This window comes from Haladaptatus sp. HS23, assembly GCF_056892285.1.
The window spans coordinates 18,005-38,245 of sequence record NZ_JBXGLH010000008.1; the positions used below are offsets into that span (position 1 = coordinate 18,005).

The 20,241-nt window shown below is 50.3% G+C and carries 32 protein-coding genes; all 32 read right to left on the reverse strand.

What is annotated here, in order from left to right:
• Nucleotides 1–240: 240 nt before the first annotated feature.
• On the reverse strand, nucleotides 241–828 hold the full coding sequence (locus tag AC1XDK_RS19650; RefSeq protein WP_483351668.1) for a dihydrofolate reductase: 588 nt from the start codon (nucleotides 826–828) through the stop codon (nucleotides 241–243).
• Between the two features lie 173 nt (nucleotides 829–1,001).
• Nucleotides 1,002–1,223 carry a hypothetical protein gene (locus AC1XDK_RS19655; RefSeq protein ID WP_483351669.1) on the reverse strand — a complete coding sequence of 74 codons (222 nt, stop codon included), beginning with the start codon at nucleotides 1,221–1,223 and terminating at the stop codon, nucleotides 1,002–1,004.
• A complete protein-coding gene (locus AC1XDK_RS19660; RefSeq protein ID WP_483351670.1) occupies nucleotides 1,220–1,468 on the reverse strand; it encodes a hypothetical protein in 249 nt (82 codons plus the stop codon). The genes AC1XDK_RS19655 and AC1XDK_RS19660 overlap by 4 nt, the downstream gene beginning before the upstream one ends.
• A 204-nt stretch (nucleotides 1,469–1,672) precedes the next feature.
• Nucleotides 1,673–1,993, reverse strand: a complete 321-nt coding sequence (locus AC1XDK_RS19665) for a hypothetical protein (protein ID WP_483351671.1) — start codon at nucleotides 1,991–1,993, stop codon at nucleotides 1,673–1,675.
• Nucleotides 1,994–2,269: 276 nt separating this feature from the next.
• Nucleotides 2,270–2,644: a hypothetical protein gene (locus AC1XDK_RS19670; RefSeq protein ID WP_483351672.1), complete on the reverse strand. Its 375-nt coding sequence runs from the start codon at nucleotides 2,642–2,644 to the stop codon at nucleotides 2,270–2,272.
• A gap of 184 nt (nucleotides 2,645–2,828) precedes the next feature.
• Complete coding sequence (locus AC1XDK_RS19675; RefSeq protein ID WP_483351673.1) at nucleotides 2,829–3,203, reverse strand: hypothetical protein; 375 nt, start codon at nucleotides 3,201–3,203, stop codon at nucleotides 2,829–2,831.
• 93 nt (nucleotides 3,204–3,296) lie between these two features.
• The gene (locus AC1XDK_RS19680; RefSeq protein WP_483351674.1) at nucleotides 3,297–3,686 is read right to left on the reverse strand and encodes a hypothetical protein; all 390 of its coding nucleotides are present in this window, start codon (nucleotides 3,684–3,686) and stop codon (nucleotides 3,297–3,299) included.
• A 36-nt stretch (nucleotides 3,687–3,722) separates the two neighbouring features.
• Nucleotides 3,723–4,475, reverse strand: coding sequence for a DNA polymerase sliding clamp (locus tag AC1XDK_RS19685; protein ID WP_483351675.1), 753 nt, complete (start codon nucleotides 4,473–4,475; stop codon nucleotides 3,723–3,725).
• 112 nt (nucleotides 4,476–4,587) lie between these two features.
• Complete coding sequence (locus AC1XDK_RS19690) at nucleotides 4,588–5,625, reverse strand: hypothetical protein (protein ID WP_483351676.1); 1,038 nt, start codon at nucleotides 5,623–5,625, stop codon at nucleotides 4,588–4,590.
• Between the two features lie 755 nt (nucleotides 5,626–6,380).
• Nucleotides 6,381–6,692 carry a helix-turn-helix transcriptional regulator gene (locus tag AC1XDK_RS19695; RefSeq protein WP_483351677.1) on the reverse strand — a complete coding sequence of 104 codons (312 nt, stop codon included), beginning with the start codon at nucleotides 6,690–6,692 and terminating at the stop codon, nucleotides 6,381–6,383.
• 520 nt (nucleotides 6,693–7,212) lie between these two features.
• The gene (locus tag AC1XDK_RS19700) at nucleotides 7,213–8,958 is read right to left on the reverse strand and encodes a helicase C-terminal domain-containing protein (RefSeq protein ID WP_483351678.1); all 1,746 of its coding nucleotides are present in this window, start codon (nucleotides 8,956–8,958) and stop codon (nucleotides 7,213–7,215) included.
• A gap of 72 nt (nucleotides 8,959–9,030) precedes the next feature.
• Entirely contained in the window at nucleotides 9,031–9,420 is a 390-nt protein-coding gene (locus AC1XDK_RS19705; protein WP_483351679.1) for a hypothetical protein, read from the reverse strand.
• Nucleotides 9,417–9,887 (reverse strand): hypothetical protein, encoded by a 471-nt coding sequence (locus tag AC1XDK_RS19710; protein ID WP_483351680.1) that lies wholly within the window; start codon nucleotides 9,885–9,887, stop codon nucleotides 9,417–9,419. Before AC1XDK_RS19710 ends, AC1XDK_RS19705 begins: the two co-directional genes overlap by 4 nt.
• 55 nt (nucleotides 9,888–9,942) lie before the next feature.
• Nucleotides 9,943–10,686, reverse strand: coding sequence for a hypothetical protein (locus AC1XDK_RS19715; RefSeq protein ID WP_483351681.1), 744 nt, complete (start codon nucleotides 10,684–10,686; stop codon nucleotides 9,943–9,945).
• Nucleotides 10,687–10,947 (reverse strand): hypothetical protein, encoded by a 261-nt coding sequence (locus AC1XDK_RS19720; protein ID WP_483351682.1) that lies wholly within the window; start codon nucleotides 10,945–10,947, stop codon nucleotides 10,687–10,689.
• Between the two features lie 217 nt (nucleotides 10,948–11,164).
• The gene (locus tag AC1XDK_RS19725) at nucleotides 11,165–11,614 is read right to left on the reverse strand and encodes a hypothetical protein (protein WP_483351683.1); all 450 of its coding nucleotides are present in this window, start codon (nucleotides 11,612–11,614) and stop codon (nucleotides 11,165–11,167) included.
• 474 nt (nucleotides 11,615–12,088) lie between these two features.
• Nucleotides 12,089–12,400: a hypothetical protein gene (locus AC1XDK_RS19730; RefSeq protein WP_483351684.1), complete on the reverse strand. Its 312-nt coding sequence runs from the start codon at nucleotides 12,398–12,400 to the stop codon at nucleotides 12,089–12,091.
• 88 nt (nucleotides 12,401–12,488) lie between these two features.
• Entirely contained in the window at nucleotides 12,489–12,701 is a 213-nt protein-coding gene (locus AC1XDK_RS19735) for a hypothetical protein (RefSeq protein ID WP_483351685.1), read from the reverse strand.
• Nucleotides 12,698–13,066, reverse strand: a complete 369-nt coding sequence (locus AC1XDK_RS19740; RefSeq protein ID WP_483351686.1) for a hypothetical protein — start codon at nucleotides 13,064–13,066, stop codon at nucleotides 12,698–12,700. The genes AC1XDK_RS19735 and AC1XDK_RS19740 overlap by 4 nt, the downstream gene beginning before the upstream one ends.
• 117 nt (nucleotides 13,067–13,183) lie before the next feature.
• Nucleotides 13,184–13,900 (reverse strand): hypothetical protein, encoded by a 717-nt coding sequence (locus AC1XDK_RS19745; protein WP_483351687.1) that lies wholly within the window; start codon nucleotides 13,898–13,900, stop codon nucleotides 13,184–13,186.
• Nucleotides 13,901–14,374: 474 nt separating this feature from the next.
• Nucleotides 14,375–14,710 carry a hypothetical protein gene (locus tag AC1XDK_RS19750; RefSeq protein ID WP_483351688.1) on the reverse strand — a complete coding sequence of 112 codons (336 nt, stop codon included), beginning with the start codon at nucleotides 14,708–14,710 and terminating at the stop codon, nucleotides 14,375–14,377.
• 285 nt (nucleotides 14,711–14,995) lie between these two features.
• Nucleotides 14,996–15,247: a hypothetical protein gene (locus AC1XDK_RS19755; RefSeq protein ID WP_483351689.1), complete on the reverse strand. Its 252-nt coding sequence runs from the start codon at nucleotides 15,245–15,247 to the stop codon at nucleotides 14,996–14,998.
• Nucleotides 15,240–15,482 carry a hypothetical protein gene (locus tag AC1XDK_RS19760; protein ID WP_483351690.1) on the reverse strand — a complete coding sequence of 81 codons (243 nt, stop codon included), beginning with the start codon at nucleotides 15,480–15,482 and terminating at the stop codon, nucleotides 15,240–15,242. Before AC1XDK_RS19760 ends, AC1XDK_RS19755 begins: the two co-directional genes overlap by 8 nt.
• Nucleotides 15,472–15,852 carry a hypothetical protein gene (locus AC1XDK_RS19765; RefSeq protein ID WP_483351691.1) on the reverse strand — a complete coding sequence of 127 codons (381 nt, stop codon included), beginning with the start codon at nucleotides 15,850–15,852 and terminating at the stop codon, nucleotides 15,472–15,474. Before AC1XDK_RS19765 ends, AC1XDK_RS19760 begins: the two co-directional genes overlap by 11 nt.
• Before the next feature lie 271 nt (nucleotides 15,853–16,123).
• Nucleotides 16,124–16,627 carry a hypothetical protein gene (locus AC1XDK_RS19770; protein WP_483351692.1) on the reverse strand — a complete coding sequence of 168 codons (504 nt, stop codon included), beginning with the start codon at nucleotides 16,625–16,627 and terminating at the stop codon, nucleotides 16,124–16,126.
• 638 nt (nucleotides 16,628–17,265) lie between these two features.
• The gene (locus tag AC1XDK_RS19775) at nucleotides 17,266–17,682 is read right to left on the reverse strand and encodes a hypothetical protein (RefSeq protein WP_483351693.1); all 417 of its coding nucleotides are present in this window, start codon (nucleotides 17,680–17,682) and stop codon (nucleotides 17,266–17,268) included.
• Between the two features lie 2 nt (nucleotides 17,683–17,684).
• Nucleotides 17,685–17,963, reverse strand: coding sequence for a hypothetical protein (locus AC1XDK_RS19780; protein ID WP_483351694.1), 279 nt, complete (start codon nucleotides 17,961–17,963; stop codon nucleotides 17,685–17,687).
• Nucleotides 17,960–18,370 (reverse strand): hypothetical protein, encoded by a 411-nt coding sequence (locus AC1XDK_RS19785; RefSeq protein WP_483351695.1) that lies wholly within the window; start codon nucleotides 18,368–18,370, stop codon nucleotides 17,960–17,962. Before AC1XDK_RS19785 ends, AC1XDK_RS19780 begins: the two co-directional genes overlap by 4 nt.
• Nucleotides 18,371–18,746: 376 nt before the next feature.
• Nucleotides 18,747–19,190, reverse strand: coding sequence for a hypothetical protein (locus AC1XDK_RS19790; RefSeq protein WP_483351696.1), 444 nt, complete (start codon nucleotides 19,188–19,190; stop codon nucleotides 18,747–18,749).
• Nucleotides 19,180–19,533 (reverse strand): hypothetical protein, encoded by a 354-nt coding sequence (locus AC1XDK_RS19795; RefSeq protein WP_483351697.1) that lies wholly within the window; start codon nucleotides 19,531–19,533, stop codon nucleotides 19,180–19,182. Before AC1XDK_RS19795 ends, AC1XDK_RS19790 begins: the two co-directional genes overlap by 11 nt.
• Complete coding sequence (locus AC1XDK_RS19800; protein ID WP_483351698.1) at nucleotides 19,530–19,784, reverse strand: hypothetical protein; 255 nt, start codon at nucleotides 19,782–19,784, stop codon at nucleotides 19,530–19,532. The genes AC1XDK_RS19795 and AC1XDK_RS19800 overlap by 4 nt, the downstream gene beginning before the upstream one ends.
• A 2-nt stretch (nucleotides 19,785–19,786) precedes the next feature.
• Entirely contained in the window at nucleotides 19,787–20,197 is a 411-nt protein-coding gene (locus AC1XDK_RS19805; protein ID WP_483351699.1) for a hypothetical protein, read from the reverse strand.
• Nucleotides 20,198–20,241 lie beyond the last annotated feature (44 nt).

Genomic DNA, 20,241 nt, shown 5'->3' on the forward strand with positions numbered 1-20,241 from the left:
AGTTGGGCATGGTGAAAAAGATACCGATTGGTTGTGATATGAACAAGACCCAGAGAAAAGGACGGCAACTACAGTTGTTCGTAGAGCTCGTAGCTACAGCACGGTGTGATCTCTCGCCCATCGAGAACCGACGTGACTGGTTCTTCGAACGTGTTTCCACATTCCACACATACATAGGGTCCGCCCATGTCTTCGCTGATCGGATTGGGCATCTATTTGTCCACCTTCGTTCCTTGCATTTCAGAATGCATCTTTTGGTATTGGATCACAGTTTGGTTCGGTGTAGTAGTACCCGTCTTCCGTCATTCCGTAACCGTCGGGCGGATCGTGATTTACTGAGATCTTCCGCCTGTATCGGACGAAATCGAACTTTTCACGAATGACGCGTACTGTTTCGCGCCAGATTGAACCATCCCATTCTGGGAAATACACATCCCCATCATATGCTTCGTGAATCTCCGTAAGTACCATCTCGTCAGCGTACGGGAGAAACTCTTCGTATACTGTTGCACCACCAGCAACGAAGACGCGGCTGTCATCCACAACAGACATGGCCTCATCGATATCATGGACGACGATGACATCATCTGTAATCTCGTCTGTTGACCTGGTCAACACGATGTTTGTCCGTCCCGGCATCGGGCCACCAAGCTTCCCGGAGATGTTTTCATAGGTCGGACGACCTACCACGACCGGATGTCCCATTGTTGTCTCATTGAAGTGGCGCAGGTCTTCGGAGAAATGCCACGGGATCTCTCCGTCACTACCGATAACGCCGTTCTTAGCGACCGCAGAGATAAGACAGAATGTTGGTGTCTGTTCAGTCATTCAGTAACTCCTCCCTATGCTCACAGAATGCGAGCTGATCATCACAGATGGGACACCTCTCGTGGTCACACCCACCATCGTGAAGGTCACCTTGTCTTGCGGTACAGCCAGGACATTCCTCGGAAGCGTCCTCTGTGGGGTGGTCTCCGTATGGAATCCGTTGAGATTGTGAATCAGCAGTCATCGACGCCCTCCTCGAACCCTTCATCGATCTTTCTTCGTAGCTTTGCTTGCATCCGATTGCGAAGTGTTGCGAGCTCTATCCGATCTATATCGGCAGACTCCACACCAGCTACTCCCGAAATGTGTTGCAGTGCGTTACGGATGGGCTCTGAATCATCTTCTCGGATCTCTTCATCCAGTGTAACAATAAAGGCGTTATGTCTCTTGGTCATGGTTCTGATTTGCTATTGAGTAGTTCGGAAAGTGCTGCACTGACGGCACCAAATGCCACCCACCCCTCCTCGACGGATACGTATACCGTTCCATCGTATGTGCGGAAACAGTCGCCGATTCTTGTGTATCCTCTCTCGAACCCTCCAACATTCACATGCCCGTCTTCGTCGACGAGACTTGGTGAATCGTAGATCTCGTCCCAGGACTTTGGTTCTAAGTCACTAATCACGTCTTGAGTGCTCATGATCTCACTCGTGGGTCTGTGGGATCAACCTCACCGGCATCCAATTTGTGTGCAAAACACCCTCGACAGAGCTTTCTTCGACGTCCTTTCTTCATTTTGATGGCGCGAAGTGCACCTGCGTCCTCGTCATTGCACCACTCACAGACGGAGATATTTCGCCACGCATCCGGTTCCTCATCCTGGTTGTCGAAACCCTGAGATTCCTCAATCATCATCCAACACCTGTTGTTGATCTTCGGAGGATGGATTCTTGTACTCACTCTTGTCGCGGGCTTCTTCGCTGATCTCGTGTTGTATAACTTCGTTTTCAGTGACGTAGACTCGATTCGAGTTGCTACACGATTGGCACATTATCGTTAGGACACCTGGGCCAGATATTGACGCAGATACCTCCACAAGCCAGTCTGCTTCGTTTTCACAGCCATCGTATCGACACTCTTTGTTACCATTGTATTCTTCGGCTGCAATTGGATCGATGTCTACGTATTGGCCCGATCCTTGTTGGGCGCTGGATTCTCCTGTCATTGTAAAAGTGCTCCTATATCATGCTTAATTGGGCATGGTGAAAAAGATACCGATTCAACAAGTCATCGCCCTACGGGAGAGTGATTGTGACATTGCCATCGTCGGGGCACGTCGACTCGTGCATACTCGCTTGTTCATCTGCAACAGTCTCCAGGTCGCTCCCATCAACCGTCGAGGGCCTCAATTGAGCCATGCTCTCAGCTTGCGCCTTTGTCAGTACCCATCCGCACTCACATGACCCTGCGATTTCTTCATCTGTGTCATTCTCGTCCATAGTCAGTTTTTATTCATCTCGGTGACTATCGACCATTCCGCGGCCAATTGACCTACTGTTTGTACAGACATCGAAGCCTCTCCAGCGATTTTGATTGCACCTGGGAGATAATATTCTATCTTCTCGTACCTAATCCCACTGTAAGCCATCTCTGCTGCAATTTCCAAGCACTTCTCTTCTCCGATTGCTTCGTTGGATTGGTCTTTGACGATCTCCGTGAGACCCTCCATTTCTTCGACTGGTTGCCCAGTCACTTTTGAGATCTCTAAGAGTAGCTGATGTTCTCGTCCAGAGGAGAGCTCTTGGCTAGAAACATCGTTGTCTCTTGGTGCCTGCAGGGAATGCCCGGTGTTGAGTCCTTCGAGCCAGTCGAGCATAATTGTAGCACACCCATATGTTCCTCTCCAGTAATCACCTTGCCCGAATCGGCCGGGAGTCCCGCCTTTGTCTGGATTGTAACAATCGCGTTGGAATGCGGCTGCTTCCCGTAGATCGCGCAGATACTGTTTAACATCTTCAAGACACTCTGGTTGATCGTATGATGTGGGTGGATTCATCTATTTATCCACTCTGGTATTGACTGGCAGCAATTATCTTCCCCATCTCTTTTGAGATCTCCATCGTTGATTCGCGGTGTGGCCCCTGAATTTCTATGGTGATCTCTTCATTCATTATTGAAGCACAAACAGAGTACTCTCCATGTGAGACCTCATGGGCTATCGTGGGTTTTGTCGCTAATGCGGTGACAGCTTTTGCAATGAGGATGTGTTTCAGTTCAGAGCCCGATTCTTCAGCGTCAAGAATTATCTCACCATCGTCATAGGACACATCGTGAACAACGGTTGTGTCTGGGTCCATTCCCTGTTCGATGAGCATTTCGTCGATTGTATTCTTCAGATATCGTGTGGGCACTGATTCCTCTTTTGTGTCGGTCATTGTTGTCTATTGATGACTCTCTAAACCGTGTTTATCAAGATGTTGGACAATAGTGGCGTTCGTCTCAAACAGCGATCTCGGTGGTTGCTTCGTTCACTTGAGCGCTTCCCAGACGTTCCGATCACTTCCTTCTGCTCGCTCGATTTTCTTGAGCTCGTCACGTACTGCTGCCCATTCGACGGCTCGAAAGTCAGAGGTCTTTGCAGGACCTTCGACAATCAACCCGAGTTGATCAGCAATGCTGTAGAGGTAATCTACGCGATTGGATCTGAAGAGCTGGTGTGGGATAGTGGAGTCTCCGATTACCCACAGATACACTTCGACGAGCTGCTCTTTCGAGAGCGTATCTTGACTATCAGCCAGGTCAATCCCGACGATGTCCGCTATCTCTCGAATGGCCTGCACACCCATTCCGGGGCGCGATTCGTATACGAGACGACTATACTGTTCCGTGTGTGCTGCTGTGGTGGCTGCTTTACTCATGGATTGTGATTCGTGTGGTGGTTGTGATTGTTGTGTCTACTCGGATTGAATTCGCGGTGCAAGCATGAATACCGTATTACCGGCCCCATCTGCGTAGTCGTAGGAGATTTTCATCGGCATCTCTTCACCGATTTTCAGTGTAACATCTGTGGATTTTGGGATGGACTTTTTCATGTCCTTGAGGTAGTCGATACTAAAGAGAGATAGAACATCAGCGGGTTCTATCTCCTCCAGTTTTTCACCCTCTTTGAGCGTTAACATCGCATCATCTGTATCCCCTTCTCCATGTATCTGGAGAGCGGACACCCCATCAACCTCTGTGATCGTAAATTCGAGGTGATCGGTCACCATATCTCCTGCCTTGATACCTTGGCTAAGATGGGAACTATCGAGGACCACTTTACCATCAAGCCCCAGGTCAGGGATCTCTGGCTCTTCACGGATTGACGCTGGGTCAATAAGCGCAAGCGTATACTCGAGCCCGTCAACCTTGATGTGGAGCTTTCGCGTCTCTTCGTCTAGTTCCATCTCGACGAGGCCGCCAGAACTAGCCATCCCGACAATATCCTGCATCCGGTTCAGGTTTATACCGAGAACACCTTCTGTTGCTTCATAGCTCTCGAATGCACTCTTCTGAAGCGTATCCGAAATCATCGAAACGTTTGCTGGATCAACGGCTTCGATGAGGATCCCGTCTTCACTGAGCTTCATTTTGAATTCATCAACAATCGCGTCAGCGTTGTCGAGTGTCGTTTCCAGAGCGTCTGCTTCGATTATTGCGTGGAACATTGGTTCTATTTGTGTTTCCGTCCTATTTCCGGTATGACGATTGCGGGGGGTTCCCGCGTTACAAGCTGATTATATGCCAACAGTAATAAAGTTACTGGATATGGTTCAATTATTACTTTCTAGTGCAATCACCGATGTTCAACGTTTCCTGGTGGTATTTCTCCACCTCTGATGTCGAACATTGCGGCGAAATCATGTAGGCGAACTGCGTCGCGATAAAGGCTGCTGCTGCGGCACGAACGACAGTAGAGCTAACACCCGATGGGAACCGATGTTTGTGCTGCTTCCCTATTGCGTCAGGCAACATCCCCTTTGACGGGGCATTTTCTGGAGTCGAGACGTCCAGGGAATCAATCAGATCTGGATTGCTTCGAATCGTCTTAATCGTTTTCAGGTTCATCCCTAACCCAAGCGCGTGCAGATCGACTCGGTAACCGACGGCCGACCGTGCTTGCTTGATGGCGGCTATTCGGTCATCGGGTGACTTCATCGTCTTTAGCCCCCCTAATGCAATGTGTTGTATCGAATCCAAGAGGCCAAGATTCTCGATTGTCTGTAATGCTGTATCGTACGGGGGTTGTACTGGCAATATGAGCTTTGCAGGACAGTCTGATGATTCATATTGGGATAAGAAATCGAGTGTAATATCAAGAGAATCAACATCCTGATATTGGTGTGGGATCTCCGTCTCCATTCCGGTTCGATCTGATGCAACGACATAATCTGCACCCACCTTGGTGGCAGCATCAAGGACATCATCGGGAGTCCCAAATTGCTTCACCCCTGAATCAATGATTAGATCAGAACAGGACCCTCGGACACTTGGTCGGGCCTCGTGCCAGCTCATCAGCTTCCATCGCCACCCCCACCATGGAGAGATCCCCGATGCATAGACATCAATCAATGCATCATCACAGAGTGCCATTCGCTCTTCAATTTCTCGCGAATATTGCGGCGGGACTGTCTCGGATTCGTCTACCGTGAGCTCATCAGTAGACCCGATATTTATGACCTCGAGGCTCCCTCCGTTATGCCTAACTTTCGCAATTCCTGCTTCTCTATCGATTTCTTTGATTTCGATTGAGTCACCTTCGGTGAAGTTTGGCAGTGTGTTGGCTATGTTTGCTGCTGCGAGAGTCGATTGGATCATCTTGTGTTCTTCCTCACAGCCGCCTACTCTCGCCAAGTATATAAATACACTGTATATGGTTCAATAATCAAAAGAAGGACACTATTGATAACGCCTACCGATCACACATCGACTGGCGTACTCGAGTGCCTCAACTGATGATCCATCGAATTCGCTACGGGCTTTTTGTCCGTCTCCGAAAGCACTACGAACTCTGTGAACTCCTCACCACATAGACGGCATCGATAGTCACCGTCTCGTTCATTTGACCATCCAACATAGCGGCAGCACGGCGTCAGGGGCTCGTCCCGTGGCGCATCCGTGAGTAATTCTTCGAGCGTTTCATAGACTTGCGGATTGAGCATCCACTCGGTTTGTGACTCTCCCGTCGTTCCTTCTGGAGCAACGATGATATCGTTTGAGTGGAGCTTTGCAAAATGCTCTTTAATTCGTTTGTCGATCTCTGACCGCGTGAACGTCTGGGGCGGGTCCGGGATTAACGACAGTTTTGATCTGTGTCGAACGATGTAATTGACAACGCTGGTTGAGAGTCCTGAATCGTATCTCTGTGGCATGGTTTTGGTGTGTTGGTGTTAGTGTAGTCACTCGTCGGTGTCGGTACTTGAAACGTAATTCGTCAGGCCCCTCGAAGGAGGCCACCTAAACTGCACGAGTCTGCGTTCCGTATGGGATTTGTTCTGCACCTGGTTCTAGGGTGCTGGCCTCACTTGGTTTGGTGTATCGTGTCTCTGCGAGGCTGGAGACGCTTTATCGTCTTAGAGTCGGGACTTTTCCCACTCTTGCTCTTCTTTGAGATATTGTTGACCTCTGCTCGTGACCTCGTAGTAGTTCGTTCGCTTGTCGATCTTCCCCTTATTGATGAATCCGTGATCGATGAGTTTGTCTAAGTTTGGGTAGAGCCGACCGTGGTTAATCTCCATCTCATATCGGTCCTCCAGGATGGATTTGATTTCTTGCCCACTCGGACGTTTTTCCCCAAGAGCTGCATAGAGGATCTTCTCGTTGAATCCCGAGATTGGTGGGACGCGATTGTGTCCAGTGACGATTGAATCTGTTTCAGTTGCCATCTGTGATACTCATTCTGTACAAAGAGTGTGGATAACTTATAACTTGTCGAATAATTAATATATTTGATCAACTAGTGACTTTCACCAACTCATCAATTGACAACTAAAGTATGGTTCTGGCTACTATTCACTCACATCGAGGGCAGCCGTTTTCAGAGATGTGGTAGTAGCCAGTGCATTCGAGACAACATGCCATATCCGGGAATGACAGGTTGTCGTTCTGCCCTGAATATACGTATGCCGTTATTAGATCGTGTTGATCATTCGCAAGGTTATCCTCGTAGATAATCACCCAACGTTTTGTTGGGTGAATGTACGCCTTGTTATTGTGTGCGTTTTGGACAGGAATTGAATTCCTGAAACACTCTCGTATTTGTTTTGTCGCTTCTATCTTGTTCTTTTTCGTGAAGGGTTTCTTCGTGATCCTTTCACACCATCGTTTTTTGATGTGCAACGTAAGGAAGAGATATGGCTCTTGGTTCGACGAAGACTCTTCTATATCTATAGACATCTATTTGACCTACTGAATTGCGTCTGTAAACCACTCTGGCGGCCCTGCTCGATTCATCACGTCATTGAAACACTCGTCGAGAACGTAGTAGTCACATTGATCGTCCTTATGCCGGATACCCCGACCATAGCTTTGGACGATGTCTCGGAGTGCAGTCTCATAGTACCGCTCCCAGTCACTCCGTTCGTTAATGAGGTAGTTCCACCGTGAATCCTGGGTATTCGGATATGGTACCTTCAACAGCACTTGCCACTCACACTTTTCGTCATGCAAGTCAACGCCCTCCATGCACGCCGGGGAGAGGAAGATATCCTCATCGCTAAACTGCCATTTATCCAGTTGGACTGACGTACTATCGTCGCTATTCTGTTCGTGGACAATCGCATTGTCTTTGAGCTCGTCGCTGAATTTGCTGTGAAGGTTCCATCCGCGATCGTAGCTAACCGTGTGAATGAGACCTTTCTGTCCCTTGTGCTTCATCGATAGGCGTTTGATCTCCTCCACGACCTCATCCCAATGGTCGCTGAGACCTCCACTGGAGAACTCCCCGATAATCGTATCGGTGTGAATGGGTCGATTTTCGACCGGGAATGGCATGTCCTTCTGAACTACTTTTGTCTTTTCAGGATCCAAGCCGAGCTCTTGCAACCATTTCTCGGGTGATTGGAGGTAGGGCATTGTGGCCGTCGAAAGGACGATTTTCTCTGCCCGACTCCATACCTTCTCTTGGAGGAATTTGTCAACATCGACGGGTTTGAGAACGATTCGTTTGGATGGTTCCTCGGTTGGTCCCGTAATATCATTCACCTCGACAACCCACGGACGACCGTCCTTAATCTCCGAGAGTGCGTAGCCCCACTTGCGCTTGAATTCCTCACACTGTTCGACGCCCTGATTCAGCTCCTCTGATCGTGGCGAATCTTCGTCAACGTTCTCGAATTCGTCGATATACTCAGTTGCTCGAATTGCAAGTTCCTGTACTTCCGTGCTCACATCCTTCATCCGCTTCATATTGGTGTGGACCTCCTCATTGATCGTGCCATAGACCGAATTCGGAAGCTTCCACGGAGATATTACAATCCCAGCATGCATGCTGGCAACGTTATCTACCAGTTTGTGTGCCTCGTCGATCTCGAGCAGTTCCCGATCATCAAAGGAAATTTGACCTGTGCCACCACGGTCGTCTTCCGATTGGGGTCGATCGTTTGCCATATCGGTGACAGGGAGATACGAGTCGATGATCAGATAGGCAAGCGTGATAACAGAAAAATCACTCATCATCGCATCTTCCTTCGCTTTCCAGTACGTGCATCCCTCAGTTGCCATATCACGACAGGTCGTCTCACTCTCTTTTCCACTAGAGACAGGGCAGTTCTTACAGGAGTAATCCTTACCCGTCTCTGGGTGGTTCCGTGCGCGACAGACGTAATCTGCCCGTCCGCGTAACACCTCATAGTGTTTGTTGAGGACCTGGTCATCCTCTAACTGATGTCGCAGAGTCTTGAGAGGTGTCGTCATAAAGGCATCTTCTGCTTGCCGCCCGAGTGCGGTATTGTTCGGTGATTTCCCGATTCCTACTGGAAGTATCTCAAGCACATTATCGCATTCCTCGTCTTCCCACAGTGCCTCTGAGGACTCTTCAAGCGCCTCTTTTTGATTCTCTCGGTAGGTTGGGAACGGAAAGACGTCGTCTGCGTCTGGTCGTTCGATATCCGTTTCGTCGTCTGGCTTCTCTTGGTGGTTCTGTTGCGGCATTAGTCCGTCCTCATGTTCTTGAATTACCCGCTATTATTTAAAAATTGCGATGGCTATTCGGCTAGTACTTCTCTACCCCTCGAATGGGACAAACTCGTCGAATCCCTCACCACAGAACTTGCATTCATAACACGTGTCATGCTCTGACGAGAGATTCAGAAACCCGCTATAGGCACAGCAGGGGGTAACGAGATCACCAGGGCTTGGATAGGGCCCTAGTTCGTCATGGACTTTCTTTGCTCGGTCAGACACGGTGAACTTCGGATCATCTGACGACGATTCCTGCGGTTCTCGAAGCAGAATATTCCGTTCACGAAAGGCCAAGAAGTCGGTGATACACTCGTCTGGGATCTCCCCGTAGGTGAACGGCTCGTCAAGCTCGAGAAGGCGAGAGATAACTGCCCGTCGAACTTGAACCATGTAGGTGATTTGGCCTGCTTTTGGCTCTTGTTCAGTGCTCATTCTCTCTCACCATCGGGATTGACGACCGCTTCTGACCATCCCTCTTCGTCAAATTCGATAAACTCGTCAAATGGGCCTCCACATAGCTTACACTCGAAATTATGTTCGTTCTCGGCCCGTAGGTTGACGAATCCCCGATAATAGCAACATGGGGAAACCAAATCTCCATCGTCGGGTTCTGGACCGATCTCTTTCAACATCTGTTTTGCTTTCGGGTCCCATTCCCAACTCCACCGATTTGAGTTACCCGGCTTCCGGGAATGATGGATGAAGATCCCTTCTTCGGTAAACTTCTTGAAGTAGTCTTTGCAGACCTCTGGGAGATCCTGACGATGGAATGGCGTCTCGACTTGAAGAAATCGCTTCAGAATCGACTGATTCATCAAGATATATCGGCTTCGATACGCTGCAAGCGGCGATGCACTGTTCGTTTCCTGTTCGGTTTCCGTAGCTGGTTCTGCGCTCATTGGTCCTTTAGTGAATCCGCGTGAAATCGGTGTCTAACAACGATACTTCGAGTATTTAGAGATCGTCCGCATCGGGCGGAGACGCATACGGCAAGATCTCGTCGATGAGATACCGGATATACTCGGTCGTCTCCATCTCTGGTGAGTAAACTTCTACCCACCCAGACTCTGCTAACGAGACTCGTCGAAGTTCATCCATGTAATCGACGTCAAGTGTCGTGACCGACGATTTCTCAAGTGCGTCATTCACTTCTTTGTCTGTCATCTTATCGTCAGCCCACTTCACTCCTGATCTGCCTGTATCCTCTTCTAGTGGGTCACTCCAACCGGTTTCGTAAACCATCAACCGGTCGCGATTGTCGTTAAGGAATGCATGCAAATCGAGTTTCGCAGACTCTATCGTACAGTTGACTTGAGAATGCGATGCAAGGTCAAAGACGAACGACCCAGCAGACGATGATGCAAGCATAAATCCGTCATGGTCGTTGTGATCCGGGGTTGGAATGCCTGCAAACTCGGTGTACTTCCGGTCCTTCACTTCCCGTTCGCCGATTACCACGGAACTGCCATCGTCAAAGGCACCTTCCTTTTCGGCAACCTCATCCCATATTGCACGACCTTCGACCGCGTTTGTTCCTGAAGCACCGAGGTCAGCTTGGATGGATTGGTTGATCGATGCCATCTTGACCAGTTCGTGCTCTTCCCCCTGAATTAAGGCATCGCTCGTGGACTTCATATCCAAGGCACCCATATCATTGAGCGCCCCATCCGTCACAATCCCGATCTTTCCAGCCTGCATCTATGCCCCTCCTGATGGGAGCGCGAGCGTTTCTGTAATGAGCCGATCAACCGAGTCGCTCGGTGCAACAGATTTCACTGAATGGACGACCGGGGAATCGTGATCCGAGACGAGTGCGGGACAGCTTTTCTGCTCCGTGCCGACTTGGACGAGATACGGCGATTCTTCGTCACCTTCTTTCGATTCGAGCGAAAGAAGCGTTCGTGAATCGGATTCACTTCGGTCGATAACGGTGAATTCTTTCCCGTAATCGTTGATCATCACTCGATCTCCTTCTGAAAGGAGATTCATCACTGTACGAATCCTCGATCGATATTGAGGAGTCTCTGGTGTTAGCGTATTCATGGTTCTGTTTGGTCCGTCCTCTCGCAAGTGCGGATACTCGCGATCTACTCTGTATTCACGCTAGCCGAACTTAAAAGTACCGAATACGGTTCACTCAAACAGACAATGACACGATCGGAATAGTGAATCGAAATTACTGATCGGAATCTGCTTCTGGCGGCTCGACGACTTTGACAAGATGGTAGGTTGCTGGCTCGTTATCCTTGCCTTTCACCAAGCTGTCCTCCGAGCCGCCGTGAGATATACTCAGTCCCACCTCTAGATCCTCCGCCTCTTCTGGCGATAGTTCATGGGACTCGACAACCGACTGGTGGGCAGACTCTGATTGTCCAAGGTCGAATTGAGCATCTTCGCAGATCAGTTCAACGACGTCGTCATAGAATTCCGGGTAGTGCTCTTTCAAAATCGGGAGCTCGTACGGAAGGCGCTTTACCGCACGTCGATGGGCTGTATTCTTGAGCTTGTAGACGGTACTCTGATTCCGATCTCCGACCCCCACGATTGCTTCGATTTCAGCAGGAGTGAGAAAGACGCGCCCCTCGTCATCGGGTCGCTGAAAGGCGTCTGGTTTCGTGTCGGTCATTTGTATTCATATCACGATTCTGTATCGCGGTATATAAATACACCGCAGTTAGTGTAGACCAAATACCGTTATTTTAATAGCTGATTGTCTGAGGACCTCTTTGTGAGCAACTCCATATGAGATCGACAGAAGAAAAACATCGCAATAAGAGAAAGACTCACGCCAAGATAGAAAATGCTCTGATGGACGTGACTTCTCTGTATAATTCGTTGGATGGCACTAACAACAACCCCGATATTTAGCACAATGCTTACGTCACAGCCTAATTTTCCCCACTCTACGAGTCGAGAAGATTCGCGGATCTGGTTACTGGTATTCATTTATCTTCTCGCTGATTCGGATCATCTGTCTCGTTGATCACTGCCGCTGCTGGAACAATCGTCCCACAACAACTCACTTTCGCGGACTCTGGCCCACAGACAGTCGTACTAATCGGTTGTTCCTCACAGTCTGGATTGAAATCACACATTGTGATCAGTGCTCCCTTCCGCGGATAATCTCGCGCATCGATTGCTCTCCATCTGATTCGAAGTAGAGCTCTCCGTAGTGGATTGCAAGCCCTCCCCCTCCGAAGAGGATAGTCAGGGTGACGAACCGGATAACTAGCTCTTCGAAGTGGAGCGCACTTGGTTCGGGTGTGGCTTGGAGAATGATCTGTGTAACAGTCCAAAGGAACAAGATACTACTGGCCTCAAGCATTGTCTTCTCCTGTACTGGGTTCTGTACGCCCGCCTGTAGTGGTTCTGTTATGGTGGTTCTTCGCTTGCATTGGTCCATCCTCGTCATATGCATTCACCCGCGGATATTTAAAGATAACGAATACAGTTCACAAAACAGAATAATTACCAAACTATGGGATCACGAAAAGATGAACTCACCAGCGAGGCTTTTCTCGCTGCTCGTTGAGAAACATCGCGTAGTTGAAGGGCAAACTACCCAGGATAAAGACGATTCCAAGCCCTCCACGAACGAGGTCGGAATGCCGTGGCACTCCAAAGAGGTATGCAGGGACACTGAGCAGCACGAGGACCATCCCCATTGTGAACAACGTCAGAAAGATTCGATCAGGCGAGATGAGTGTGTTCACAGTGTTCCTCCATGGATCAACCATACAAACAGCGCAGAGATGATGGCATTGACACTCGCGACGAACACAATCGCCCATTGGTACTTGCGGGTTTTCTTACAGCGCTCTCGATCCTTCGAGAGAATCTGTGAGCCCGTATCCGAGTACCCCGATGTAATCGCTAACGCGGTGATAATCCAGAGCATCATCCCCTTCAACACTAGCAAAGTGAGAACGAAGGTGAGCGTCTCGGGTAACGGACGATGGTAGACTTCGAATGCGGCTAAGAGACCAACAACCACGCCCCCATACAGAAGCGTCTTCTTGAGCTTCCAAACACACCGCCGCAATGGCCGTGGCTGTTGGTTGCTTACTTCGTTACTCATCCGTCAGTACCCCCTCGGGAATCGTATCGGATGGAGATCGTTGCCTACCGCTACTGCCGTCTTTGGGATCGTTTTGTGATATCATCTGTCTTCTATCTCGTGTTTGGTTATCCGCGGTCAGTGCGTTATCTTGAAATCTGATTCGACACTGTCGACCAGTGTCTGTGTGTCTTGATCGTGGTTAGTGAGCACTAGTCCTGCATCAGTCTCTTCGATGGTCGCGTCGCTCGCTTGGATCGTGCCTTCCCCACTCGAGAGACGTCCAGTAATCTTCCCGGTCGCCGGGTTGATGGACGTCAACTGAAACTGTCGAACCTCTCGTGTGAGCAAGTGGAGTTTGAGCAATTCGAATGGCTCAATCTCTGCAAATTCATCAGGGACATTCTCACTGTAGGTGTTCGGATCGTCAACACCCGTATCCACTCGGACGAGAGACTGGATGTTCTGATGGCCGATGGTGTCACCGACACCAAGCACCAGTGGATGGTTCCCGCCTTGCGTCTGGAATGTGGCCGTTTTCTCCGGACCAATTCTGATTCTGGAGCGGCCATTCTCAATCTTGATCACGACTCCGTAGCAAACCTCGGGAGCGCCAGAATAGCGGTACTCACCGCCAGATCTGTGAGTGGTCCATTCAATATGAAGGGCGTCTCCTTTCTCCAGCTGACTCGGTTGTACTAGCTGGCCTTCCATTCCCACCTCTGGCGTGTCGACGAGAACTGTCCGCTGGGCTTGGATGGCTTCGTCAAGGTCGCTACTAACGAGTGTATCTATGTGTGGTACATCGGTCTGCGTTGCTATGGTGGCCTGGTTCGAGGCCTGCGATTCTGACATTGTGGTCCGTCCTCACTCCCATGTATTACCCGCGATATATTATAACTTGCGATTGGCTTCGATATCACTCGAACGTATCTCCACACCAATCTCCGTGATCGACAGCAGTTAATTCACCATCGAAGTCATTCGGCCGATTTTGCTTCAGATATGGCGACCGAGTGTGATGCTCTCGATACTCTTCTCGGTGGTCTTCTGAACAGAACCACAATGGCCCATGGGTGTTGTATTCGTTACCTTCCGCGAGTCTGAATGCCCATTCTGTATTAAGCGGCTGCCCACAAATTTCACACTTGGTCATGGTCTCAACGGAGCAAATCGCCCAAATCAACGCGCATTCCGGTTTGGTCCTCTACCGTCTCAGAGATCCCCTGCAGTACCCAGAATATTGCTGCTGATCCTCCTGCAAAGAAACTCACAACCACAGCCACTCCAAAAATTAGATCACTTGCCATACTCTTGGATGATCACTCTCTACTGGTTCCAATCTTTTGGTCTACGAGGAAACTTTTTGAACCATGTGGGATCACCAGTTGCACTATCATCATACATTTTTGTATGAATGTAGTTCTCCGTCCAAATAACCATCTCGTAACCGATTGGACTGATTTCGTCGTCTGGAACTTCCTCCACACTGGTGTACAGCTCTTCACGATCGACAGTGTAGTCCGCCGTTTCGTTTAGGAATTGGATTACAATGGTCTCTATGTCCTCTATACTCAGTTCTTCCTCGATCTTCTGACGTGGTGTGCTTTTGATGAGCATAAATCCTTCACAAGACTTTCTCGTGCCCGCATTCACTACAGGCATACCCTGATCGAACCCTCCCTCGAATCACATGACCCCATCTCAGGTCGTGCGATCCACATTCTTCACAAATCATTGTTGATCGAATATTGTTCGAGGATGTTATTTATATTCCGCAGCCACGGACGATTCGACCACACTCAGTGCACTGCTTGGATGGCCATCCCGGTTCAGGAAGTTTCCCGGACCACGAATGGGTCTGGCATTTGAGCCAGCAATTCACCGTCTCTGGATACACAACGGCTTTCACGAGCATGTAGCCTTCTCGGATCCCGTAGTGAAGTAAATTCACGCGAGAACACCATCCTTGAATTCGCTAGCGAGACGTTCGGCGGCCTTCTGCCCAACTTCCGATTGAACCCGCTTTACTTGTCCGAAGATGTCCCAGTCGTAAACACGCCAGTAACTTTCTGCGTTCCCACAATCTCCGTTGTCGCATATCCACAGTAGCACGTAACTCGTGTCCGTGCAATCCATCACGGAACCACAATCGGGGCAATTGCGTTCGGTCTGTTCTGCTGGTGGTGTCTCGTCAGTCATTAGAATCACCACATCGTGCCTCTCCTGCAGGTGTGAGACTCACGTCGAAGATAGTGTTCTCACGATACCGTTTGACCTCCTCTTCTTTGAACAGGATCGCCTGCAGCGACAACCCATCGTAGACGTATGCGAGCTGTGTCCTGTCGTCGAGGTACTTCTCTCCACGAGGCGAATCGTCCGCAATCGTCTGGTAGTGTTTGCTCTCCGACCTCGTCTCTTTTGATTCACTCGCCATCGTAAGCCTCCGCAAGTGCCTTCGACGCATATCGTTGTGCACGAATCCAATAGAACCCAGACAGGTGCATATCCGTTATTTCCTGTTCTCTTTCCGGGTCTTCCTCTTCCAGTGCGTCGTCTATTGTACTGGCGACGTCCATCTCCCCCGGATCCTCCTGGTGTTTAAGCAGGGCATCTCGGACTCTTTCGTGCTCTTCTGCTGCCTTGAAATACACACTCGCCGCGTAGAGCAGTATGTTCTTGAAGTACTCGTCGCCAGCCTCTGTGCGCCCATCCTCGTCACGCATGGTCTCGCTGTCGTACTCCCCAGGCGGCGTTGCATTTCGAAGCTGTTCTGTGATATCTTCCGATTCGGTATTCTCTGTCATTGTTTGCTGAAGTAGTCCTCAAACGACCGTGTTTGCTTTCCTATCCGACTATCGTACCAGATGTGAACGCATCTGGGGCAATCGAACACACCACGTGTTCCCGTCGTTGCTCGTGCGTTCGTTCCACAAAACGAGCAAAAACCAATTGCAGCTGGTGGACCCGTTTCTGCTCTTCCAAGTGGCCCCATTGGGTACGGACGACCGCCGTACTTCTCGTTATGGAACCGGTGTTCTTCCAATCCACGCTGTACCCGAGAGGGTGTTTCTGAAGTCACGCGGACCACTCCGTTATGTTGTGGTTCTCTTCCTTTCGACGGTCTATCTCTTCCTTCTCGGGGTTCGGGGGTAGACGTGTGCGTGTCCACTCTCGGTCACCTTCCTCAGCTTTCTCCCGAAACACTTCTGGATGGTAGTGCCATTCCCATCGGTAGTTGCATTCCTCACAACAGAATGCTCCTCCACTGTGAGGGCCATTGTATGGGTCGTCGTCTGGTCCGTATCCGGTTGGGAACCTCCACCCGACGAGTGGCATGTAATGCTCTTCGAAGCCACACCAGTCACAGACGGTTGGTTCTTCTGCCTCACTCCATTTGGAGTTAAACGCACGCACCTCGTAGTCGTAGCCGAATTCACGCTCAAAGAATGCCTTGAGCCCGACCGCTTCGTGACGGGAGTCGTAGTTTCCCATCTGGGCCATGTAGTCTCCGTCTTCGTACGCCTCTTTGTCCACAAGGTCGAACTGGTAACCAGTATTCCGCTCGTCTTGTCCCCTCATCGTCTCACACCTTGCTCAATATAGCATTCAACGATCCCGTCCAATCTGAAAACAGGTGGGTCAATGTGCGCTTTCGATGGTTCGTCATCGAATACGAGTCCACGTTCAACCGGATCCTCGTTAAGCGGATGGGGATCGTGAAACGAGTCGTCTGCGTGGACGTATAGCGTGATCAATTCTACGCTGTTCGGGAGGTTCGTTACTTCAAACCCAATCCATCCACGGACGCTAATGTCGTTACAGAGAACTTCAGTCTCTGCTTCGTGCCGACGCACACCGTTGTGGACCGGCAAATCATATGTTTCGTCGGCTGTCCCGTAGCTTTGTTTTCTCCCACGCCATACTCGTAGTGTGGCTGTCTCGGTGTTACCAGTCAACGGAATACACCTCATTATTACGCTTCGCGATGTCCTCGTTGCACCACAGGCACATCGACGTGGACCAGATCTCACCATATGCGTTGACATCGCTTTCACACACTGGTGTTTGGTTCTCACACGTCGGACACAACTCCATTCGAGCACCCGATTGAATCATTGATTCAGCATTCCCATATTTGGTCACATACCGTCTCCAGTACCGTCTGAATGTACCAAGGAGAGTGTCCCGCTGAATACCCCCGTCGGACTCAACAGGCATCACGCGAACCTCCCTTGATACGGGATACGCGGCCCGCTGTTCTCGTCCTCATCATCGTCTTCGATAGGCGCGGGCCAATTCGGAGTGTAGCCCGAGAATCGGTCGGAGTAGACGACGTGCGCCTTTGTCTCTCCACAGTAACAGCGGACGACCTCGTGGCGAAGCCATCCCTCCGCGTCCCCTGTCGTCGAGAACGCGATTCGTTCACGGTAGAACGATAGTCCGTGCTCTTCGTCCCGAGCTTCTGCCTCGAATGGGTACGTTGCGTCTATCGTGTGGTACGCTTCCGCTCGAAAGTCGCCGTCGTCCCACGCCGTTACTTCGAGCGTGAACGCCCCGGAAAGTCGGACCTCTGCCAAGTCTTCGATAGACTCGACGACGTTCCGGTCGTACTCGTATTCAGTCCCTCCCTCCATGTTTAGCAGTCCTCCAGCCGGTCGTTCAGACGCGCTATCTTCCTCTCTTTCTCGGCTTCGACCGCGTCTTCCCCGAACACGAGTGCGAGTTGTTCGGCGATGATGAGCACGTCGGCGATTTCTCCGACAATCTCCTCGTTGGTAGTCCGACCACGGTAGAGGCGGGAGAGTTCTAACGAGAGTTCGTTGCACTCTTCGATGCCCATGCAGATTTGGGCTTCCTCTCCCCACTGATCGAGCGCTTTCTGGTAGACACCCGCCTCGTATCCAGCGTCAGTCATGGCAACTCGCCATCCTTATTTCGGCACCACGCGAGAATGTCCTCGGCAGGACCATCCGCGAACCGTTCCGTGACGACATCTAAGTCCGAAATGATGGACGGGAACGGTACTTTGCGGTCTATCAGTACCTCAACGACAGCCACGAGACTACGACGGAACTCAGTCGGCTCCCCTTGGTCTAATGGATGCTCTTTCTCCAAATTGTGGAGGACCATGTTACCCCAGTCAGATATTGTCGATATTTCCGTCACTATCGAAGCCGACAACTCATCACCGTAGACTTTCACTGCCGCGTCACTCGGGTTTATGTCGTCCAGCGAGTCACCGTCTTTATCATAGGCAGTAGCGACCGCATTCGCTACGCACGGATTGTCGAGACCGACCTGTTCGGTTCGTTCCACGGACATCACAGGAACCACCGAATTTCCTCTCTTTCGAAGAAATCGTTCCCACAACGCGGGCATTTTTTCCGATTGGGATTGAACCCGTCTTCGTTACGAGTCTCTTCCCATCCACAGTCACACCGGTTCATGTCTGTCGTCATTGTCTCACCTGCGAAGTACGTTCTACAGATCCATTACTCGGCATCTGTTGGAAACACCTGTACATTATGCTGCGTACTCGTCGTCAGTTCTATTCGGTGCCCCTCTCTGATGTGATGGTCTTCAGCGTCTCCCATCGATGTCCCACGCCAGTTGCATTCTTCGTGCTTGCAGTTGTAGGGACGTTGGTACGACTTCATCATGGGCTTTCGGCCGTCTATTGTTGGATTACTATTGATCATTAGTACCACTTGAATACATCATCCAGGACATCATCTAACGCGGACACACGGTAGCCATTGAGATATCCCGTATCGATCTTTTCGTCGTATCGGCCGTTCTTGATATCGCTCACAATCTGGTCCACCGTGTCCTCAGAATCGCTCGGATCGCTCACGTTCATCCGATACAATACGCACTTGAGACACTCATTTTGTCTGATTTTCTCTCTCGGTGCGTGACGGCCAACAGTCTCTGTCTTGTTCCACATCGCACCAACGACGTAAGTATCTCCGTCTTCTTGCCATCCAACGAGGGTTGATTCTCCATAGGGCCTTCGAAGAACAAACTGATCGTCTTCTACTCCCGTGACGATGTTTTCACGTCGGTAGGCACGATTAGCAACCTCTTCGAAGAGCTCTTTCGGGTTCTGATACGTTCCAGGGGATGATTGATCACTTGCCATTTTTCTTCTCCCGGAACCGTCTGAGCCACTCCTTGCGGACTGACTCCGGAGGTTCCTCACCGTGTTTGAGGTAGACCGCAACAACCTCGTCGTTCCCTTCCGCTTCCATTAGGTCGACCGCGAACTGGGAAAGTTGGATTGAGACTGGGTTCCCATCCTCATCTCGACGTGTCCGGGCCATCCCGATGTCGTCTAGCTCCTCTGCCAGCTCACGGACGTCTACCTCGGCACTGTCCCCGTACTTCTGTTGCAACTCCGCCATGGTAATCCACTTCCCTTCACTGTCAGTGAACCCCACCGTGTCCTCGTAATCACTGGGATCAACGGCAGCTGGGTCGTTCACCGCCGATCACCTAGTTCGATCACTCGGACATTCTCATTGCCTTCTGCCCTGTTATGGGCATACTTGTTTGCTCTCTCTTCGGCGTTCTCTCCGTAGAGATATTTTAGGACTCGTTTGGCATAGATCCCATCAGCGAATCCTGTCCCGTCGTATCTAATGACTTTACATCCCTTCCTCGTCTTCCTCACACAGATCTCAATGTCAGCACCATCTGTCTTTGATTCTTCTGTCTGTTTTGTGGTTGGACTCATGATTATTGATTAAGGCGGTCGGTATCGACACCAAAGACTCTGACATCGATATTTTCGAGTAGCGTTTCTCGATCAGCGATGGCTTTTTCCTCGGGCATGTCAAGCGACACCGCTCTCACGAATGGGTCGCTATCAGATCCTTCTGCAGGAACTACAATCTCATATTTCCAATTATGGGGCTCACCACCGACTTTGAGAGTCAGTGTTCCCGATCCGTTCTCGACACATTCGAGAGGCTTGCCGAGGATAATCACCGATCCGTCGTCATCTCCCACTCGAACTTCTACACCACCGTCTATCTTAGCCATGATCGGCAGGCGGTCACGGAGGGGAGAATCTGGATCGTAATGATCGGGTACCCAGTCCGGCAGTTCTTCACTCTCTCTTTCTGGTTCTGTTGGTTGTGGATCCATCCTTAGATCTCATACCATGCTTGGTTAGGCATGGGGAAAAAGGT

What these genes read in the sequence shown, in the direction of transcription:
- AC1XDK_RS19765 (WP_483351691.1), bottom strand. Translation starts at nt 15,852, where the DNA reads ATGACAGAGAATACCGAATCGGAAGATATCACAGAACAGCTTCGAAAT.
- AC1XDK_RS19725 (WP_483351683.1), bottom strand. Translation starts at nt 11,614, where the DNA reads ATGACCGACACGAAACCAGACGCCTTTCAGCGACCCGATGACGAGGGG.
- AC1XDK_RS19695 (WP_483351677.1), bottom strand. Translation starts at nt 6,692, where the DNA reads ATGGCAACTGAAACAGATTCAATCGTCACTGGACACAATCGCGTCCCA.
- AC1XDK_RS19800 (WP_483351698.1), bottom strand. Translation starts at nt 19,784, where the DNA reads ATGAGTCCAACCACAAAACAGACAGAAGAATCAAAGACAGATGGTGCT.
- AC1XDK_RS19720 (WP_483351682.1), bottom strand. Translation starts at nt 10,947, where the DNA reads ATGATCAACGATTACGGGAAAGAATTCACCGTTATCGACCGAAGTGAA.
- AC1XDK_RS19760 (WP_483351690.1), bottom strand. Translation starts at nt 15,482, where the DNA reads ATGGCGAGTGAATCAAAAGAGACGAGGTCGGAGAGCAAACACTACCAG.
- AC1XDK_RS19700 (WP_483351678.1), bottom strand. Translation starts at nt 8,958, where the DNA reads ATGCCGCAACAGAACCACCAAGAGAAGCCAGACGACGAAACGGATATC.
- AC1XDK_RS19775 (WP_483351693.1), bottom strand. Translation starts at nt 17,682, where the DNA reads ATGGAGGGAGGGACTGAATACGAGTACGACCGGAACGTCGTCGAGTCT.
- AC1XDK_RS19780 (WP_483351694.1), bottom strand. Translation starts at nt 17,963, where the DNA reads ATGACTGACGCTGGATACGAGGCGGGTGTCTACCAGAAAGCGCTCGAT.
- AC1XDK_RS19680 (WP_483351674.1), bottom strand. Translation starts at nt 3,686, where the DNA reads ATGAGTAAAGCAGCCACCACAGCAGCACACACGGAACAGTATAGTCGT.
- AC1XDK_RS19785 (WP_483351695.1), bottom strand. Translation starts at nt 18,370, where the DNA reads ATGTCCGTGGAACGAACCGAACAGGTCGGTCTCGACAATCCGTGCGTA.
- AC1XDK_RS19670 (WP_483351672.1), bottom strand. Translation starts at nt 2,644, where the DNA reads ATGCTCGACTGGCTCGAAGGACTCAACACCGGGCATTCCCTGCAGGCA.
- AC1XDK_RS19690 (WP_483351676.1), bottom strand. Translation starts at nt 5,625, where the DNA reads ATGATCCAATCGACTCTCGCAGCAGCAAACATAGCCAACACACTGCCA.
- AC1XDK_RS19770 (WP_483351692.1), bottom strand. Translation starts at nt 16,627, where the DNA reads ATGAGGGGACAAGACGAGCGGAATACTGGTTACCAGTTCGACCTTGTG.
- AC1XDK_RS19740 (WP_483351686.1), bottom strand. Translation starts at nt 13,066, where the DNA reads ATGAGTAACGAAGTAAGCAACCAACAGCCACGGCCATTGCGGCGGTGT.
- AC1XDK_RS19745 (WP_483351687.1), bottom strand. Translation starts at nt 13,900, where the DNA reads ATGTCAGAATCGCAGGCCTCGAACCAGGCCACCATAGCAACGCAGACC.
- AC1XDK_RS19715 (WP_483351681.1), bottom strand. Translation starts at nt 10,686, where the DNA reads ATGCAGGCTGGAAAGATCGGGATTGTGACGGATGGGGCGCTCAATGAT.
- AC1XDK_RS19755 (WP_483351689.1), bottom strand. Translation starts at nt 15,247, where the DNA reads ATGACTGACGAGACACCACCAGCAGAACAGACCGAACGCAATTGCCCC.
- AC1XDK_RS19655 (WP_483351669.1), bottom strand. Translation starts at nt 1,223, where the DNA reads ATGACCAAGAGACATAACGCCTTTATTGTTACACTGGATGAAGAGATC.
- AC1XDK_RS19705 (WP_483351679.1), bottom strand. Translation starts at nt 9,420, where the DNA reads ATGAGCACTGAACAAGAGCCAAAAGCAGGCCAAATCACCTACATGGTT.
- AC1XDK_RS19660 (WP_483351670.1), bottom strand. Translation starts at nt 1,468, where the DNA reads ATGAGCACTCAAGACGTGATTAGTGACTTAGAACCAAAGTCCTGGGAC.
- AC1XDK_RS19805 (WP_483351699.1), bottom strand. Translation starts at nt 20,197, where the DNA reads ATGGATCCACAACCAACAGAACCAGAAAGAGAGAGTGAAGAACTGCCG.
- AC1XDK_RS19665 (WP_483351671.1), bottom strand. Translation starts at nt 1,993, where the DNA reads ATGACAGGAGAATCCAGCGCCCAACAAGGATCGGGCCAATACGTAGAC.
- AC1XDK_RS19750 (WP_483351688.1), bottom strand. Translation starts at nt 14,710, where the DNA reads ATGCCTGTAGTGAATGCGGGCACGAGAAAGTCTTGTGAAGGATTTATG.
- AC1XDK_RS19790 (WP_483351696.1), bottom strand. Translation starts at nt 19,190, where the DNA reads ATGGCAAGTGATCAATCATCCCCTGGAACGTATCAGAACCCGAAAGAG.
- AC1XDK_RS19650 (WP_483351668.1), bottom strand. Translation starts at nt 828, where the DNA reads ATGACTGAACAGACACCAACATTCTGTCTTATCTCTGCGGTCGCTAAG.
- AC1XDK_RS19710 (WP_483351680.1), bottom strand. Translation starts at nt 9,887, where the DNA reads ATGAGCGCAGAACCAGCTACGGAAACCGAACAGGAAACGAACAGTGCA.
- AC1XDK_RS19685 (WP_483351675.1), bottom strand. Translation starts at nt 4,475, where the DNA reads ATGTTCCACGCAATAATCGAAGCAGACGCTCTGGAAACGACACTCGAC.
- AC1XDK_RS19730 (WP_483351684.1), bottom strand. Translation starts at nt 12,400, where the DNA reads ATGACGAGGATGGACCAATGCAAGCGAAGAACCACCATAACAGAACCA.
- AC1XDK_RS19675 (WP_483351673.1), bottom strand. Translation starts at nt 3,203, where the DNA reads ATGACCGACACAAAAGAGGAATCAGTGCCCACACGATATCTGAAGAAT.